Here is a 16899-nt window from a genome sequence, read left to right as displayed (position 1 = left end):
TCGCCCGTGACCCGTTCCGTGCCTCCGACGTCTCCTCTCCCGCCGCCCGGGGGCCGTATGGCCCAGCCCGAAGCCTGAGGCACCATGTCCAGCGTCATTCCGGGCTTCCGCCTCTCCTTCGGCATCACCCTCACCTATCTCTGCCTCATCGTGCTGCTGCCGGTGGCGGCGCTGCTGCTTCAGGCGGCGGATGTCGGGCTTGCCCGCTACATCGCCATCATGACCTCGCCGCGCACGCTCGCCTCCTTTCAGGTGACGTTCACAACAGCCGCCATCGCCACGGCCTTCAACGCCATCTATGGCCTCGCGCTCGCTTGGGTGCTGGTGCGCTATGAGTTTCCCGGCAAGCGCCTTTTGGATGCGCTGGTGGACGTGCCCTTTGCGCTGCCGACCGCCGTCGCGGGCCTCGCGCTCACTGCCATCTTCGCCAAGAACGGCTGGTATGGCGCGCCTCTCGCCCAGTGGGGCATTCAGGTGGCCTATGCTCCGGCCGGCATCGCCTGTGCCATGGCCTTCACATCAATTCCCTTCGTGGTGCGCACGGTACAGCCGGTGCTTGAGGATCTCGCCGGAGACGTGGAGGAGGCCGCCACCACGCTGGGCGCCTCCGATTTCCGCGTCTTCCGCACGGTGATCCTGCCGGCTCTGTTTCCAGCCTTCCTCGCCGGCTGCTCGCTGGCCTTCGCCCGCTCGCTGGGGGAGTTCGGCGCGGTGGTGTTCATCGCCGGCAACCAGCCCTTCCGCACCGAGATCGTGGCGCTCCTCGCCTTCATCCGGCTGGAGGAATACGACTATCCGGCCGCCGCCGCGATTGCCGCCACCATGCTCGGCCTCGCGTTTCTCCTGCTGCTGACAGTGAACGCCATTCAGGCCTGGCACCAGCGCCGCGCGATCCGGGAGGACTGATCCCATGTCGGACACCTCCACCCGCCGCCGCGTCGGCGACGGCCCGCTCGCCCGCCGCCTCATCATCGGCCTCGTGCTGCTGGTGACGGGACTCGTGCTGCTGGTGCCGCTCGCCTCCATCTTCACGGAAGCCTTCCAACGCGGCGTCCCGGCCTATTTCGCCGCGCTGTCACAGCCGGACACGCTGCACGCCATGGGGCTCACGGCCTTCACGGCACTGGTCTGCGTACCCGTCAATGTGATCTTCGGCATCGCCGCCGCCTGGACGGTGGCGAAGTTCACGTTTCCCGGCCGGGGCCTGCTGCTGGCGCTGATCGAGCTGCCCTTCTCCATCTCGCCCATCGTGGCGGGCGTCGCCTATCTCTTCGTCTATGGCGCGCAGGGGCTGCTCGGGCCGTTTCTGGAAGCCTACGATATCAAGATCATGTTCGCCGTCCCGGCGATCATCCTTGCCAGCCTGTTCGTCACCGCCCCCTTCGTCGCCCGCGAGATCGTGCCGCTGATGATGGCGCAGGGGCGTGAGGAGGAAGAGGCGGCGGTGACGCTCGGCGCCTCCGGCTGGCGAATCCTGCGCACGGTCACGCTGCCCAACGTGCGCTTCGCGTTGCTCTATGGCGCGGCGCTCTGCAACGCCCGCGTGATGGGCGAGTTCGGCGCCGTCTCGGTGGTGTCCGGCAATATCCGGGGGCGCACCTCCACGCTGCCGCTCCAGATCGAGTTGCTCTATCAGGACAGCCAGGTGGCCGGCGCCTTTGCCGCCGCCACCGTTCTGGCGGGCGTCGCCCTCGTCACGCTGGTCGCCAAGCTCATCATCGAGCGCCTCGACGCCGAGCGCGAGCGGCTGAACGTGAAGCGCGGCGTCGGGCACTGAGCCCGCTCACGCGGTGATGGCCACCGGCAAGCCGTAGCGGTCGCGCTCGGGCGGATCGGGAAAGACCAGCGCCGCCCCGCGGGCAATGCGCGCCGCCGTCCAGGCACAGGCGCAGGCGTCCACCAGATCGTCGAGCCCCGCCCTCAAGGCGCGGGCCCGCTCCCGCGTCAGTTGGTCCACCGGGACGCCTTCGGCAGCCAGAAGGCGGATGCGCAGGTCAAGGCCGGGGGCCGCGGGCGTGCCCTTCACCTTCTTCGGCAGATCGAGGGGCTTCTGACCGTTCATGGCCCAGAAGCTCACTTCCGGATGGCATTCGGTGAGCGGCAGGCCCGGCCGCGCCCGCAGCACGTGGTCCACATCGAGCACCTTCGGGAAGAGCGCGAAGGACTGGCGGGAGATCTTGCGCGGCGGATCCGAGGTTTCGAGCGCCGCTGCACAGGCGGCGCGATAGCGCGCCTCCTCGGGAATGGATATGGCGCAGGCGGTCTCCACCGCCCGGCGGGAGGGCACGGAAAAGACACTGGACTGGCGCTGGCCGAGCAGCGGGCGCACCGCCCTGTCCGGCCCCCGTCCGCCTGCGCCGACCCGATCCGGCAGGCCTATTGGGATGTCGATGGCCGAGACGAGCGGCGGCGTGCCGGCCGGAAAGGCTTCGGCCAGATCGGAGATCCGCAACAGGTTCAAGGCGCCGCCCGGCACCCAGCGCGCGAGGATCCATCCCTCCCGGCAGCCGTCGAGCCCCTGCACCATGGCCGCCGGCTGCAGGCCCCCATCCTGCCCCATGATCCGCCCCCCTTGCGGCATCGCGCTGCGGGGTCGTGACAGGCCCCGCCCGCTTTGGCTAGGCTAGCGGTGGGGGAGAGAGGTGCAAGCGCCTGTGGCGCCGCACCTTTCGGGCGCACCTGGAAGGCCTCAGGCCTTCCGGGACGGCTCCGCCTCCTTTGCAGGGCGGTGCCGGAGGCCTTCCGAATCCGCCCGACGGTTTCCTCAAGCCTGAGAGCCCACGGACATGAGCCTTCGCCCGCGCCGCAGCGTCCTCTACATGCCCGGCTCGAACGCCCGCGCTTTGGAGAAGGCCCGCACCCTGCCCTGCGATGGCGTGATCCTCGACCTTGAGGACGCGGTTGCGCCCGACGCCAAGGTGGAGGCCCGCTTCCGCGTGGCGGATGCGGTGCGCGCCGGCGGCTTCGGCCCGCGCGAGACCGTCATCCGCATCAACGGCCTCGACACCCCATGGGGCACCGATGATCTCGCCGCCGCGGCCGCCGCGGCGCCAGATGCCATCCTTCTCCCCAAGGTGCAGGACCCGGCCCAGTTGGTGGACGTGGGCGAGCGCCTTTCGGCCTTTGGCGTGCCCGCCACCACCAGCGTCTGGGCGATGATCGAGACGCCCATCGCCATCCTCGACATCAAGGCCATCTCCGCCGCTGCGCTGAACCCGTTGACGCGGCTGAAGGTCTTCGTGCTCGGCACCAACGATCTCGCCAAGGAGACCCGCGCCGCCCTCGTGCCGGGCCGCGCGCCCATGATGGGCTGGCTGATGCAGGTCATCGCCGGCGGCCGTGCCTATGGCATCGACGTGCTGGATGGCGTGTGGAACGCCTTCCAGGATCAGGCGGGCTTCGCCGCCGAATGCGCACAGGGCGTGGAGATGGGCATGGACGGCAAGACTCTGATCCACCCCAGCCAGATCGAGCCCTGCAACCTCGCCTTCTCGCCCCCGGCGGCGGAAGTGGAGAAGGCCCGCGCCATCATCGCGGTGTTCGACCGGCCGGAAAATGCCGGCAAGGGCGTCGTGACGCTGGACGGGCGCATGGTGGAGCGGATGCATGCCGACATGGCCCGCCGCACGGTCGCGCTGGCCGACGCCATTGCCGCGCGGACCTGAACGGGCGAGAACGTTCAGGACAACAGTTCAGCGGCCGGCGGACCCGGCCGCCCCTCACCTGAGGACAGAATGAAGCTCTATCGCTATCTCACCGGCCCGGACGACAGCACCTTCTGCAAGCGGGTCTCGGCGGCGCTGAACAAGGGCTGGCAGCTCCACGGGGCACCGACCCTGACCTTCGATCCGGTGAAGGGCCGCGTCATCTGCGGGCAGGCCATCGTCAAGGACGTGCCCGGCGACTGGTCCGACGACATCACGCTTTCCGATTACTGAAAGCGCGTGGCGGCGGCTCAGGCCGCCACCGCCTCCGGTTCGCGCGGGATGAGGACGATGGACACGTCCACCTCGTCCCCCGCCTCCTCAAACTCTCGCTCGACGGCGGCGCGGATGCCGGCCGCGGCGGCTCGCGCCTGGCCGACGGTCCATTCGGGATCGAAGCCGAGGTGCAGATCCACCATCATCTTGCCGCCGTGCTGGCGGGTTCGGATCTCGCCCAGTTCGTCGAAATCATCGAAGTGGCTGGCGAGCGCGCGCAGGATGCGCAGCTGCCCGGCCTCGCCGATGGCCTGATCGAGCAGCGAGCCGATGGAGTTCGACAGCATCTCGAAGATGTTGAAGATCATCAGGCCGATGACGACGAAGGAGGCCAGCGGATCGAGATAGGCGATCCATTCCGCCTCGAAGCTCGACGTGATGACGGTGCAGATGAACACCGAGCCGGACGACACCGCCGACACCAGATGCACGCGCGCCTGCGCGGCGATCACCGGCGAATGGGTCTCCTCGGCCACGCGCTTGGCCTTGCGGTTGAGATAGACATTTCCGGCCACCGCCACGAGCGTGACCGCGAGGCCCAGCATGGCGCCGCTCACGTGCTCGGGGTTGAGCAGGCCGTGAATGGCGCGGGTGCCGGCAATCACCACCAGCACCACCTGGAGCACGGCAATCATCAGTTCGGCGAGGTTTTCCAGCTTGCCGAGGCCATAAGCGAATCGGCCCTTCTCACGCCCGTGCGCGATCTTCAGCACCAGCCAGCAGGTGGTGAGCGAGGTGAGATCGAAGGACGTCGCCAGAAGATCCGTGAGCACCGCCGCCGAATTGGTGAGCGTCGCCGCAAGGATGTAGAAGGGAAACAGGCAGGCGACAAAGACCATCGCCTGGAAGGACAGTTTCTGGCTGGCTGAACCCGACACGGACGTAGGCCCTCTTCTCGCTGCGCGGCCGTGGGAGGCCAATCCGTCCATAGGTCATGCGCCCGCCGCCCGCAACGGCACAGAGCGGGCCTTTTCCGCAGTTGCACAGCCCCGCCCCGCTCTGCAATCTAGGGCCGGCATCGGGGGAGACGCATGTCCAAGACGAATTCCGGCAACTTCTTCGAGGACTTCAGCCTCGGCCAGGTCATCCGCCACGCGACGCCGCGCACCATCACGGAAGGCGACGTGGCACTCTACGGTGCCCTCTATGGTTCGCGCTTCGCCGTGCAATCCGCCGACACTTTCGCGGAAGCCATCGGCTATGACCGCGCGCCGGTGGACGACCTCATCGTGTTCCATGTGGTCTTCGGCAAGACCGTGCCGGACATTTCGCTCAATGCCATCGCCAACCTCGGCTATGCGGGCGGGCGGTTCCTCGCCCCGGTCTATCCCGGCGACACGCTGAACGCCGTCTCCGAGGTCATCGGCCTCCGTGAGAATTCCAACGGCCAGAGCGGCGTCGTCTACGTGCGCTCCACCGGCTTCAACCAGGACGGCATCGAGGTGCTGGACTATGTGCGCTGGGTGATGGTGCGCAAGCGGGATCCCGGGACGCCGGCGCGGGAGAGCCACGTGCCCTCGCTGCCCTCCGTCCTTGCGGCAGATGCCCTGGGCGATGCCGTGCCGCCCCTCGATATCGACGCCTGGCGGTTCGATCTCTCCGGCAGCCCGCACCGTTTCTCCGATTATGCCGTGGGCGAGAAGATCGACCATGTGGACGGCATGACCGTGGAAGAAGCCGAGCACATGCTGGCGACCCGGCTCTACCAGAACACGGCCAAGGTCCACTTCAACCAGTTCACGGAAGGCCAGGGCCGCTTCGGCCGACGGCTGATCTATGGCGGGCATGTCATCTCGCTCGCCCGCGCCCTCTCCTTCAACGGCCTCGCCAACGCCTTCCATGTGGCGGGCATCAATGGCGGCCGCCACGTCTCCCCCCTGTTTGCGGGCCTCACCGTCTTCGCCTGGAGCGAGGTGCTGGAGACGCAGGAGATTTCCGGCCGCGACGACGTGGGCGCCCTGCGCCTGCGGACCATCGCGACGAAGGACCGCCCCTGCGCCGATTTCCCCTTCAAGCCGGGCGAGGACTATGACCCGAGCGTCATCCTCGACCTCGACTATTGGGTGCTCATCCCCCGCTGATATGCCGAGCGCCCAGGCGCGGCGGAGCCGCCACCCGCGGGCACTGACCTGCATATCCTGCTGAGTCTCGGCCGGCCGGGACCGCGCCGGCGTGCGCGCTTTCGCAACCTTCGTTGGCACCGTCCGGCACCCTGTCCGACCGCCTCTTCGCGCGCCGGTTCCCGACCTCGCCCGCACTCTTCACCCAGCTTTGAAGCAGGAGCGGAATCGTGGCGCCATGCGCCTCCGCCCGCGCGCGTCAGCCGCACTTACCTAACGTAAATCATTGAAATCGAACGACTTTCCCTTGCGGAACGACTTGCGCGGCCGTCGAGTCTCTGTTGTGCTTACGCCACGTATTCTGAATTTGGCATACCAGATTGCGGCAGAACGTAAGGGTAGCTGCCAATTTCGAGCCCGTCGCGGACCGCACGCCAACGGTCCCCAGCGGAGACAGTGATGAGGGTCCGCACGCGCCTCAGGCCGGCGGACCGGAAGCCCCGCCTTTCAAGGGCGGGCGCCCGGAATTGAGGATGAGAGTCGACGAGGCGGGTTCACGGCTCAGCCGGGGACCTACTGGGCCGAACGGCCCTAAGGCCACGCAGATGGCTGCCGGACATATCGAGGAAACGTCACGAGGTTAGAAATGGCTCAAGCCGCTCAGCCGGCCAGCGAATCCCAGCGCTGGGTCCAATTGATCTGCGGCGTCGTCTGCATGGCGATGATCGCGAACCTGCAATACGGATGGACGCTCTTCGTCGATCCCATCGAGGCCAAGCATCAGTGGGGCCGTGCGGCCATCCAGCTGGCCTTCACCATCTTCGTGCTGACGGAAACCTGGCTGGTGCCGGTCGAGGCCTGGTTCGTGGATCGCTACGGCCCGCGCGTGGTGCTGATGTTCGGCGCGGTCATGATCGCACTCGCCTGGTCGCTCAACTCCATCGCCAGCTCGCTGTTCGTGCTCTATGCGGCCTCGGTCGTCGCGGGCATCGGCGCCGGCGCGGTGTACGGCACCTGCGTCGGTAACGCGCTGAAGTGGTTCCCCCACAATCGCGGCCTTGCGGCCGGCGTCACCGCGGCCGGCTTCGGCGCGGGCGCGGCGATCACCGTCGTTCCGATCGCCCAGATGATCGCCAGCCACGGCTACGAGACCGCCTTCCTCACCTTCGGCATCGGCCAGGGCGTGGTGGTGTTCGTGCTCTCCTTCTTCATCCGCAAGCCGCCGGCCGTAATGGCGCCGCCGAAGAAGGTGTCCCGCCTGCCGCAGAGCAAGATCAGCTATGCGCCGCGCCAGACGCTCTCCAAGCCGATCTTCTGGCTGCTCTATGCCATGTTCGTCATGGTCGCCTCTGGTGGCCTCATGGCGGCGGCGCAGATCGCTCCCATCGCCCACGACTTCAAGGTGGCCGACGTTCCGGTGACCCTGCTGGGCGTGCAGATGGCGGCCCTCACCTTCGCCATCTCGCTGGACCGCGTGTTCGACGGCTTCGGCCGCCCCTTCTTCGGCTGGGTGTCGGATAACATCGGCCGCGAGAACACCATGTTCATCGCGTTCGCGGTGGCGGCGGGCTCGCTGGCCATGCTCGTGTACCAGGGCCAGAACCCTTACGTGTTCGTGATCTTCTCGGCGCTGTTCTTCGGCGTGTTCGGCGAGATTTACTCGCTGTTCCCCGCCACCTGCGGCGACACGTTCGGCTCGAAGTTCGCGGCCACCAACGCCGGCATGCTCTACACCGCCAAGGGCACCGCCGCTCTTCTGGTGCCGCTCGCGAGCCTCATCGCCGTGCGCTACGGCTGGTCGGCGGTGTTCGCCATCGCCATGACGCTGAACATCGTGGCGGCCTTCCTCGCCATGTTCGTTCTGAAGCCCTGGCGCAGCCGCTTCCTCGCCCGTTCGGCGGTGGAGGCCGAGGCGGAGGAGCGCAATGCGGCAGCCTGGAAGGCCTCCGAAGCCGCCCACTGATCTCCCGACAGTCAGAAACGACGAAGGGCGGAGCCGCTGGCTCCGCCCTTTTTCATTGAGATTGGCCCACCGGCGCGATGAAGACGGTGGCGGGCCGGCGCCGGAGGCTCGACACCATGGCGCTCCAAGGGCGCCACAGCCGTCCGCTCCCTCTCTTATTGAACAGCCTGCGCACGGCTGGAGCGCGGCTTCTGGGGCGGCCGGGCCGGGAGGGGCACAGCCGCAGGCGCCGCAACGGGCGTTGGCGGGGCGAGGGAATGGCGGGAGAACAAAGCCCAGCTCTCCATTCCGGCGTCGATGTCGCCATTGCGCAGGCCGAGGAAGACCGTGGCCAGCTCGGGCGTCGTCTTGACCCGCGCCGGGGACTGGTGGCCGCCCCGCTCCACCCGATAGAGCGCCACTTCGCCGGGCGGCGTGCAGCCCTCCCAGCGCCGGACGGAGACGGTGGTGCCGTCGAGGCGGTTGAGGTCCGGCAGATCCTGCACCTGCGATTCGCCGCAACCGTTCAGCGCGGCATAGAGCTGGGCGCTGTCGGGGGCGGAGAGGGTGGCGCCCATGGGTGTCCAGAAGCCGTCCCAGGCGATGACCGGATCGGCCGTGCCGTGAATGAACATGATGGGCACCGGCCGGCTGGGGCGGCACTGCTCGCGATAATTGGCGGGCGCCGTCGCCATGATGACCGAGAAGGCCGCATAGAGATCGGCATGCTCGCAGGCCATCCGCTCCACCATGAAGCCACCGTTGGAGATGCCCATCATGTAGATGCGGTTGGGATCAGCGATGCCTTCGGCCACCAGTTGCTGGGTCAGGGTGACGAGGAAAGTCACGTCGTCGCCGGGCGTCAGCATCGCCTTCAGGCGCATGGCCGCAGGCCGGCCGTCGTTCCACACCCGGCCGATTCCCTGCGGATAGACGGCGACGAAGCGGTTGCGCGCGGCGGTCTCCTCAAGGCCGAGATAGCCCATGAAGCCTTCCGCGCTCTCGCCCGCCCCGTGCAGGGCGATCACCACCGGCAGCGGTGTCGTCGCTCCGGACGGGCGCGACAGCAGGAAGGACCGCTGCTCGGTCCCCGCCGTCATCGTCCGTTCCACCACTTCCGCGCGGGCCGTCGCCGCCCCCAGAGCGGCCCACATCGCACAGGCCCACAGGCCCATCCGCCACGCGGCGGAACGCACACCGACCATCGGCCCCTTTTCTCCACACCTTGGCGGAAGCTCGGGCCGTCCGGCCGCGTCTTCCCGTCACAGGCTCCGCACGCGGTGCGGCTTCACACGCCCCCGAAAGATGCGCGAATCCCACAGCATCCGGCCTTTCCTGCGGCGACAATGTGGCTGGAGCGACGCTGTTGCAAGATGGCAACAGCGTCAGGCAGGGGGACTTGGATTTGATCTAGGTCAAACTTTGCCGCCCGCGATGGGGCAAGTGTCGCGCATCAGATTCTTGTGCTGGAGATGGGGCAAATGGCTGGTTTCATCAAGTCTTTCGGCAGCAAGCTCGCAGGCGCCACGGCGCTGGCCGGCGTTGCCGCGATCGCTTTCTCGACCCTCGGTGCGGCGCCCGCCGCGGCGGCCGACATGGCCATGCCGGTGAAGGCCGCCCCCGTGGTGGTGGACACCTGGAACCCCTGGCAGATCCGCCTGCGCATCACGGGCGTCGTCACCAATGACAGCGGCCATGTGAACGGCGTCGCCGGCTCCGGCATCTCGACCTCGGACACGGTGATCCCCGAGCTCGACATCTCCTACTACTTCACGAAGAACTGGGCGGCCGAACTCATCCTCGGCACCACCTACAGCTACATCGACGGCACCGGCAGCCTGAACGGCACCGCCGTCGGCAAGACCTGGCTGCTGCCCCCCACCCTGCTGCTGCAGTATCACTTCACCGACTTCGGCGCCTTCCAGCCCTACGTCGGCGCCGGCGTGAACTACACCATCTTCTACAACCAGAGCGCCAATCAGGTGACGTCCATCGACGTGAAGAACACCTGGGGCTGGGCGCTGCAGGCCGGCTTCGACTACATGATCGACCGGCACTGGGGCTGGAACGTGGACGTGAAGAAGATCTTCCTCGAGCCCGACTTCAACGTCACCGTCGGCCGCACGCCGCTCACCGGCTCCACCAACCTGAGCCCCTGGCTGCTCAGCACCGGTGTGACCTATCGCTTCTGATCCGAACGGATCACTGCACCTTACTCTTCCACAGCGCGGGGCTTGCCCCGCGCTGTTTGTTTTTGTCCATGCGCACATTGCATGGCTGCCAAGATGCCTCCCGGATGCCGGTTTTCCGCCATAACGGAGGCATCCAAGTCCCCGCGAAAGGCCGTAACAGCAGGCGGATGAATGATGGCGCTTGGCAGCCCCGCTGCGCTGCGTCATACCACCGCCACAGGTCAGGCCCCCTCCTTTGGAATTGTTGCGAACAGGCAACGATTGGGATACCTGATCGGTCGATTTCCGGAGGAGGCCCATGGCCGACAGCCCGTCCCGCATTGTGCGACCGCTCTCTCCCCACCTGCAGATCTACCGTCCGCTGCCGACGATGGTGATGTCCATCGTGCATCGCGCCACGGGGATCGCGCTTTATTTCGGCACCGTGCTGCTGATCTGGTGGCTGCTCGCCGCCGCTTCGACGCCGAGCGCCTATGGCCTGTTCACCAGCATCGCCGGATCCTGGATCGGCCGTCTGGTGCTCTTCGGCTACACCTGGGCGCTGATCCATCACGCCCTCGGCGGCATCCGCCACCTGATCTGGGACACCATCCGCGGCTTCGGCGCCCAGGAGCGCGTGCTGCTCGCCAAGCTCACCCTGGTCGGCTCCGTCACCCTCACGATCATCGTGTGGGTGATCGGTCTCGCCCTGAAGAGCTGAGGGTTTCACCATGCACAGCCCCATGCGCACCCCGCTCGGCCGCGTCCGCGGTCTCGGCTCCGCCCGCTCCGGCACCGAGCACTTCTTCCTTCAGCGCCTGACCGCGATCGGCAACCTGATCCTCGTGGTCATCACGCTCGGGATCATGATTTCGCTGCTCGGCGCCGGCTACAACGCCGCCCACGCCACGCTCGGGAACCCGATCGTGGCCGTGGTGATCCTGCTGCTCCTGCTCTCCGTAACGACGCACATGCGCATCGGCATGCAGGTCGTCATTGAGGACTATGTCCACTCCGAGGGACTGAAGGTGGCGCTGATCATCGCCAACACCTTCTTCACCACGGTGGTCGGCCTGGCCGGCGCCTTCGCTGTTCTCAAGATCAGCCTGGGAGGCTGACATGGCTGAATCCACCAACGGCGCCGCCGCCCCCGGCATCAACGGCCGCGCCTATCAGGTCACGGACCATACCTATGACGTGCTCGTCGTCGGCGCCGGTGGCGCGGGCCTGCGCGCCGTCGTCGGCTGTTCCGAGGCGGGACTTCGAACCGCCTGCGTGACCAAGGTCTTCCCCACCCGCTCCCACACGGTGGCCGCCCAGGGCGGCGTCGCCGCTTCCCTCGCCAACATGGGCGAGGACAAGTGGGAATGGCACATGTACGACACCGTGAAGGGGTCGGACTGGCTGGGTGACCAGGACGCCATCGAATATCTGGTGCGCAACGCGCCGGCCGCCGTCTACGAGCTTGAGCACTGGGGCGTGCCCTTCTCGCGCACCGAGGACGGCAAGATCTACCAGCGCCCCTTCGGCGGCATGACCACGCACTTCGGCAAGGGCACCGCCCAGCGCACCTGCGCCGCCGCTGACCGCACCGGCCATGCCATGCTGCACACGCTCTATGGCGCGGCGCTGAAGCACAAGGCCGAGTTCTTCATCGAATACTTCGCCATCGACCTCATCATGGACGAGGACGGCCGCTGCTGCGGCATCGTCGCCCTGAAGATGGACGACGGCACGCTGCACCGCTTCCGCGCCAACCTCACCATCCTGGCGACGGGCGGCTATGGCCGCGCCTACTTCTCCGCCACCTCCGCCCACACCTGCACGGGTGACGGCGGCGGCATGGTGCTGCGCGCCGGCCTGCCGCTCCAGGACATGGAGTTCGTGCAGTTCCACCCGACCGGCATCTACGGCTCGGGCTGCCTCATCACCGAGGGCTCGCGCGGCGAAGGCGGCTACCTGACCAATTCCGAGGGCGAGCGCTTCATGGAGCGCTATGCCCCCTCGGCCAAGGACCTCGCCTCGCGCGACGTAGTGTCCCGCTCCATGACCATGGAGATCCGCGAGGGACGCGGCGTCGGCAAGAACAAGGACCACATCTTCCTGCATCTGGATCACCTCGATCCGGCGATCCTGCACGAGCGCCTGCCGGGCATCTCGGAAAGCGCCCGCATCTTCGCCGGCGTGGACGTGACCCGCGAGCCGATCCCGGTGATCCCCACCGTCCACTACAACATGGGCGGCATCCCGACGAACTATCACGGCGAGGTGCTGAACAAGGTGGGCGGCGACCCGGACAAGGTGGTGCCGGGCCTCATGGCCATCGGCGAAGCTGCCTGCGTGTCGGTGCATGGCGCCAACCGCCTCGGCTCCAACTCGCTCATCGATCTCGTGGTGTTCGGCCGCGCGGCGGCGCTCCGGGCCGCCGAGCTGGTGCGCCCCGGCGAGAAGCAGCGCGAGCTGCCGGCGGATGGCGGCGAACTGGCCCTCTCGCGCCTCGACCGCTTCCGCAACGCCTCCGGCGACACGCCGACGGCCGAGCTGCGCGGCAACATGCAGCGCGTGATGCAGAACAACTGCGCCGTGTTCCGCACCGGCGAGGTGCTGGAGGAAGGCCACACGCTCATCCATGACGTGTTCAAGGCCTCCAGCAACATCCGGGTCTCCGACCGCTCGCTGGTCTGGAACTCGGACCTCATCGAGACGCTTGAGTACGACAACCTCATCGCCCAGGCCGTCGTGACCATGGACAGCGCGCTGAACCGCAAGGAAAGCCGCGGCGCCCATGCCCGCGAGGACTTCCCGGACCGCGACGACGTGAACTGGATGAAGCACACGCTGGCTTACATCGACACGGCGAGCGGCGAGGTGAAGCTCGAGGACCGGCCGGTCCACACCTACACGCTGTCGAACGACATCCAGTACATCGAGCCCAAGAAGCGCGTGTACTGAGCCCCGCGTGACACTATCGGGCCGGCCCAGCGGGGCCGGCTCTCTCGCACGACCGGCGCAGCCGACGATTGGGACGCACCATGGCTGAGTTCACCCTCCCGAAGAATTCGCAGATCACAAAGGGCAAGACCTGGCCGAAGCCCCAGGCTGCCAAGAAGGTCACCGAGTTCCGCGTCTATCGCTGGAACCCCGATGACGGGAAGAACCCGTCCATCGACACCTATTACGTGGACCGCGAAGCCTGCGGCCCCATGGTTCTCGATGGTCTCATCTACATCAAGAACCACATCGACCCGACCCTGACCTTCCGCCGCTCCTGCCGCGAGGGCGTGTGCGGGTCGTGCGCCATGAACATCGGCGGCACCAATACGCTGGCCTGCACCAAGGGCATGGACGAAGTGCTGGTGAAGGGCTCGGTGAACATCTACCCGCTGCCGCACATGGAAGTGGTGAAGGACCTCGTTCCCGACCTCACCCGCTTTTACGCGCAGCACGCCTCGATCGAGCCGTGGCTCCAGACCGACTCCGCCGCGCCCGAGAAGGAGTGGCGCCAGTCGAAGGAAGACCGCGAGCGGCTGGATGGCCTCTATGAGTGCATCCTGTGCGCCTGCTGCTCCACCTCCTGCCCGAGCTACTGGTGGAACGGCGACCGCTACCTCGGCCCGGCAGCCCTGCTCCAGGCCAACCGCTGGCTGAAGGACAGCCGCGACGAGCGCACTGGCGCCCGCCTCGACAATCTGGAAGACCCCTTCCGGCTCTACCGCTGCCACACCATCATGAACTGCGCGCAGGCCTGCCCGAAGGGTCTCAACCCCGCCAAGGCCATCGCCGAGATCAAGAAGATGATGGTGGAACGCCAGATCTGACGGCGTTTCTCCGCCGCCCTTTCGCAGAACGCGCGCCCCGGTGGCGCGCGTTTTGTTTTGAGGCGCGCGGATACGCCAGCCGACACCCGGACGAAGCAAAGGCCCGGCGGACAATCCGCCGGGCCTTCGTTTTTTGAGGCTTCAGAGCCGAGGATCAGGCCTTCTTGGGCGCCTTCGGCTTGGTGACGGGACCCTTGGCCTTCGCCGGCGCGCTCGCCTTGGCAGGCGCCGCAGCCTTGGCGGCCTTGGTGACCGGCTTCGCGGCCGGCGCCTTCGGGGCCTCTTCCTTGGCCGGAGCGGCCTTGGCGGCAGCGGGCTTGGCAGCCGCAGGCTTCGTGGCCTTCACCGGAGCCTTGGTGGGCTTCGCCTCGGTCTTCGGCGCCTCGACCGGAGCGGGGGCCGGAGCCGGCGCCGCCTTGGCAGGCTTCGCAGCGGGCTTCGCCTTCGCGGCAGGCTTGGCGGCCTTCGCCGGAGCCTTCGTCTCAACGGCGGGCGCTTCGGCCTTCGCGGCAGCGGGCTTTGCAGCGGGAGCAGATTTTGCCGCCTTGGCCGGAGCCTTCGGCGCGTCGGCCTTCACCGGAGCCTTGGCCGCAGCAGCCTTCGGAGCGGTCTTGGATGCAGCGGTCTTGGCCGCAGGCGCCTTGGGAGCCGCCTTCACCGCTTCGGCCTTGGGGGCCTCGGGCGCTGCCTTTGCGACAGCAGCCTTGGGAGCCGCAGCCTTGGCGGCGACCGGCTTGGCGGCAGCAGGCTTGGCGGCCTTGGCAGCGGGAGCCTTCGCGGCGGGAGCCTTGGCGGCTTTCGCAGCGGGAGCCTTCGCGGCGGGAGCCTTGGTCGCCGTCTTGGCGGCGGGCTTCGGGGCCGGCGCCTTGGCGCTCACCTTGGCAGCCGGTGCCTTCGCGGCAATGGCCTTCGGCTTGGCCGGCGCCTGAGTCAGGGCCGAAGCAGCCAGAACCTTGATTTCCTCCGGGGAGATGCTCCCCGGATCCCGCAGCGCCTTTGCTGCGATCCGGCTGACCTCTTCACCCTTAACGTCGCTTTTCGCCATGCAAGCCTCCGATTGCGCGCCGGGCGGAGTGCGCCTGTCAGCGAATCAGCCGCGCACCGGCATTTGCGATACATCGGCGCGAAAATCTGAAATTTGGTTAACGCCAAGCGCCCGCACGGAATTCCGCCCGCAATTCTCGCGGCATGGGCGCTGCCGCACTCCGGACACCGCGCTGTCATCGCCCCGTCGACGAACCGGGCTAATCCCCGCTGCCGTCGCGCCACGTCCTGCGGCTGGGACCTGTCAGGCCGGAGGGCTTCCTCCTGCCTGGTCAGGTTCCGGGATGCGGCGCGCCTGTCCGGAGGCCCTTCATGACCCATTTGCCCAGCATCGCGGCGGACCTTGGCCCGACGGCGGCGGGACTGTCGTCCCTGCCCCAGCGTCCATCCATCCTGTTCGCCTGCCGCGACAATTCCGGCGTCAGCCTGCTGGCGGAGGCCATCGCCCACCAGACCCACCATCAGTTGCGCGCCTTCAGCGCCGGCATCCATGGCAGCGGCGCCGTGGATGATGCGCTGGTGGAGTGCCTTGAAAGCGAGGGCATCCCCGCCGACGGGCTCAGTTCAAAGCCCATGGAGGTTTTCGGCTTCTCGGGCGCCCCGCGCATCGACCTCGTGGTGGCGCTGGTCGCCGGTGCCCGCGAGCGTATCGAACGCCTCTCGGGCGTCGCGCGCATTCCCGTTGAGACCTGGATCTTCGCGGACCCGACTGGGGTCGCCGATCCGCGGCGCCGCCGCCATCTCTATCGCATGATGATGCCGCGCTTGCGCGCCGCCATCTCCGGCCTCGCCGCAAGCCGCGCCGAGCCCGCCTTCGCCGCCTGACACAAAAGGGCACCGGCCGCTTCAGCCGATGCCCCTTCAGTCCCGCAGTTGCGGGGCTCAGTCGGCGATCTTGCCGCCCAGCTCATCCTCGATATGAATGCGGATGATCTCCTCGAAGGAGGTCTCCGCCTTGAAACCCAGCGCGAGCGCGCGGGCGGGATTGAAGGTGCGCGGCCAGCCGCTCACGATCTTCGCAACCACCGGATCGGGCTCGCGGCGGATGCGCGCCACCGCCTTGTCGCCCGCGACCTTGCGCAGCGCCTCGATCTGATCGCCCACGCTCGCGCCAACGCCCGGCATGTTGAGGGACCGTCGGGCACCGAGTTGCGCGGTGTCCAGCGTCGCCGCATGGACGAGGAAGCCTGCGGCGGAGCGCGGCGAAGCGTGCCAGTGCACCACGTCCTCGGAGACCGGCAGGATCGCCTCCTGCCCCGCCAGCGGCTCGCGGATGATGCCGGAGAAGAAACCCGACGCCGCCTTGTTGGGCTTGCCCGGCCGCACGCAGATGGTGGGCAGGCGGATGCCCACGCCATCCAGGAAGCCGCGACGGGAATAATCCGCCATCAGCAATTCGCAGATGGCCTTCTGCGTGCCGTAGGAGGTGAGCGGCGTCTGGAAGAATTCATCATCGATGGGTTCGGCGGGATAAGGCGCGCCGAACACCGCGAGCGTCGAGGTGAACACCACGCGCGGCACATAGCCTTCCACCACCCGGATGGCATCGAACAGAAAACGCGTGCCATCGAGATTGATGCGATAGCCCTTGTCGAAATCGGCCTCCGCCTCGCCCGACACGATGGCCGCGAGATGGAAGATGACGTCCGGCCGGTCCTTGATCAGCGCCTCGGCCTCACCAGGAACGGACAGGTCCGACACCCGCGTCTCGATGGTGAAGGGCGCCTCCACGCGGGCGGGTGCCACCACATCATGGGCGGTGAGATGGCTGATGGGCTTGCCGCCGAGGCGGCCCTCCCGCGCCAGGCGTTCGATCAGCTTGCGGCCGACCATGCCGGCACCGCCGATGACGAGAATGCGCATGAACATCTCTCCTTGAAATCT

Annotated in this window: 17 protein-coding genes; 12 read left to right on the top strand and 5 right to left on the bottom strand. The window is 67.6% G+C overall.

Annotated features, from left to right (window positions below):
* The first annotated feature begins 84 nt into the window (after positions 1-84).
* Positions 85-906 carry a sulfate ABC transporter permease subunit CysT gene (gene cysT / locus DFO45_RS02330; RefSeq protein ID WP_133863597.1) on the top strand — a complete coding sequence of 274 codons (822 nt, stop codon included), beginning with the start codon at positions 85-87 and terminating at the stop codon, positions 904-906.
* 4 nt (positions 907-910) lie between these two features.
* Positions 911-1777: a sulfate ABC transporter permease subunit CysW gene (cysW, locus tag DFO45_RS02325; protein WP_133863596.1), complete on the top strand. Its 867-nt coding sequence runs from the start codon at positions 911-913 to the stop codon at positions 1775-1777.
* Positions 1778-1783: 6 nt separating this feature from the next.
* Here cysW and DFO45_RS02320 read toward each other — a convergent pair whose 3' ends face one another.
* Positions 1784-2560, bottom strand: coding sequence for a DUF429 domain-containing protein (locus tag DFO45_RS02320; protein WP_245517926.1), 777 nt, complete (start codon positions 2558-2560; stop codon positions 1784-1786).
* Positions 2561-2786: 226 nt separating this feature from the next.
* Here DFO45_RS02320 and DFO45_RS02315 point away from each other — a divergent pair, with 226 nt between their 5' ends.
* Positions 2787-3665 carry a CoA ester lyase gene (locus DFO45_RS02315; protein WP_133863595.1) on the top strand — a complete coding sequence of 293 codons (879 nt, stop codon included), beginning with the start codon at positions 2787-2789 and terminating at the stop codon, positions 3663-3665.
* A 69-nt stretch (positions 3666-3734) separates the two neighbouring features.
* A complete protein-coding gene (locus DFO45_RS02310; protein ID WP_012172260.1) occupies positions 3735-3938 on the top strand; it encodes a DUF1737 domain-containing protein in 204 nt (67 codons plus the stop codon).
* Between the two features lie 17 nt (positions 3939-3955).
* On the opposite strand, the gene DFO45_RS02305 is transcribed toward DFO45_RS02310, so the two are convergent.
* Positions 3956-4858: a cation diffusion facilitator family transporter gene (locus tag DFO45_RS02305; RefSeq protein ID WP_158304141.1), complete on the bottom strand. Its 903-nt coding sequence runs from the start codon at positions 4856-4858 to the stop codon at positions 3956-3958.
* Positions 4859-5011: 153 nt separating this feature from the next.
* On the opposite strand from DFO45_RS02305, the gene DFO45_RS02300 reads away from it, so the two are divergent.
* On the top strand, positions 5012-6061 hold the full coding sequence (locus DFO45_RS02300; RefSeq protein WP_133863594.1) for a MaoC family dehydratase: 1050 nt from the start codon (positions 5012-5014) through the stop codon (positions 6059-6061).
* A 625-nt stretch (positions 6062-6686) separates the two neighbouring features.
* Positions 6687-8003 (top strand): oxalate/formate MFS antiporter, encoded by a 1317-nt coding sequence (gene oxlT, locus DFO45_RS02295; protein ID WP_012172263.1) that lies wholly within the window; start codon positions 6687-6689, stop codon positions 8001-8003.
* 155 nt (positions 8004-8158) lie between these two features.
* Here oxlT and DFO45_RS02290 read toward each other — a convergent pair whose 3' ends face one another.
* Positions 8159-9187, bottom strand: a complete 1029-nt coding sequence (locus DFO45_RS02290; RefSeq protein ID WP_012172264.1) for a PHB depolymerase family esterase — start codon at positions 9185-9187, stop codon at positions 8159-8161.
* A gap of 276 nt (positions 9188-9463) precedes the next feature.
* Between DFO45_RS02290 and DFO45_RS02285 the strand changes: the two genes are divergently transcribed.
* The 5 genes from DFO45_RS02285 (at position 9464) to DFO45_RS02265 (ending at position 13971) form a co-directional block, all read left to right on the top strand.
* Complete coding sequence (locus tag DFO45_RS02285; protein WP_081434047.1) at positions 9464-10174, top strand: OmpW family outer membrane protein; 711 nt, start codon at positions 9464-9466, stop codon at positions 10172-10174.
* A gap of 298 nt (positions 10175-10472) precedes the next feature.
* Positions 10473-10874: a succinate dehydrogenase, cytochrome b556 subunit gene (sdhC, locus tag DFO45_RS02280; protein WP_012172266.1), complete on the top strand. Its 402-nt coding sequence runs from the start codon at positions 10473-10475 to the stop codon at positions 10872-10874.
* Positions 10875-10884: 10 nt separating this feature from the next.
* On the top strand, positions 10885-11271 hold the full coding sequence (gene sdhD, locus DFO45_RS02275) for a succinate dehydrogenase, hydrophobic membrane anchor protein (RefSeq protein ID WP_012172267.1): 387 nt from the start codon (positions 10885-10887) through the stop codon (positions 11269-11271).
* Between the two features lies 1 nt (position 11272).
* On the top strand, positions 11273-13105 hold the full coding sequence (sdhA, locus tag DFO45_RS02270; RefSeq protein ID WP_012172268.1) for a succinate dehydrogenase flavoprotein subunit: 1833 nt from the start codon (positions 11273-11275) through the stop codon (positions 13103-13105).
* An 80-nt stretch (positions 13106-13185) separates the two neighbouring features.
* Positions 13186-13971: a succinate dehydrogenase iron-sulfur subunit gene (locus tag DFO45_RS02265; RefSeq protein ID WP_012172269.1), complete on the top strand. Its 786-nt coding sequence runs from the start codon at positions 13186-13188 to the stop codon at positions 13969-13971.
* 154 nt (positions 13972-14125) lie between these two features.
* Here DFO45_RS02265 and DFO45_RS25075 read toward each other — a convergent pair whose 3' ends face one another.
* Complete coding sequence (locus DFO45_RS25075; RefSeq protein WP_208299727.1) at positions 14126-15016, bottom strand: hypothetical protein; 891 nt, start codon at positions 15014-15016, stop codon at positions 14126-14128.
* Between the two features lie 311 nt (positions 15017-15327).
* Here DFO45_RS25075 and DFO45_RS02250 point away from each other — a divergent pair, with 311 nt between their 5' ends.
* A complete protein-coding gene (locus DFO45_RS02250) occupies positions 15328-15840 on the top strand; it encodes a hypothetical protein (RefSeq protein WP_133863593.1) in 513 nt (170 codons plus the stop codon).
* Between the two features lie 57 nt (positions 15841-15897).
* On the opposite strand, the gene denD is transcribed toward DFO45_RS02250, so the two are convergent.
* Positions 15898-16878, bottom strand: coding sequence for a D-erythronate dehydrogenase (gene denD, locus DFO45_RS02245; protein ID WP_133863592.1), 981 nt, complete (start codon positions 16876-16878; stop codon positions 15898-15900).
* Positions 16879-16899: the final 21 nt, after the last annotated feature.

The organism is Azorhizobium sp. AG788, assembly GCF_004364705.1.
Classification (GTDB): domain Bacteria; phylum Pseudomonadota; class Alphaproteobacteria; order Rhizobiales; family Xanthobacteraceae; genus Azorhizobium; species Azorhizobium caulinodans.
This window is presented reverse-complemented; position numbering and strand designations above follow the sequence as displayed.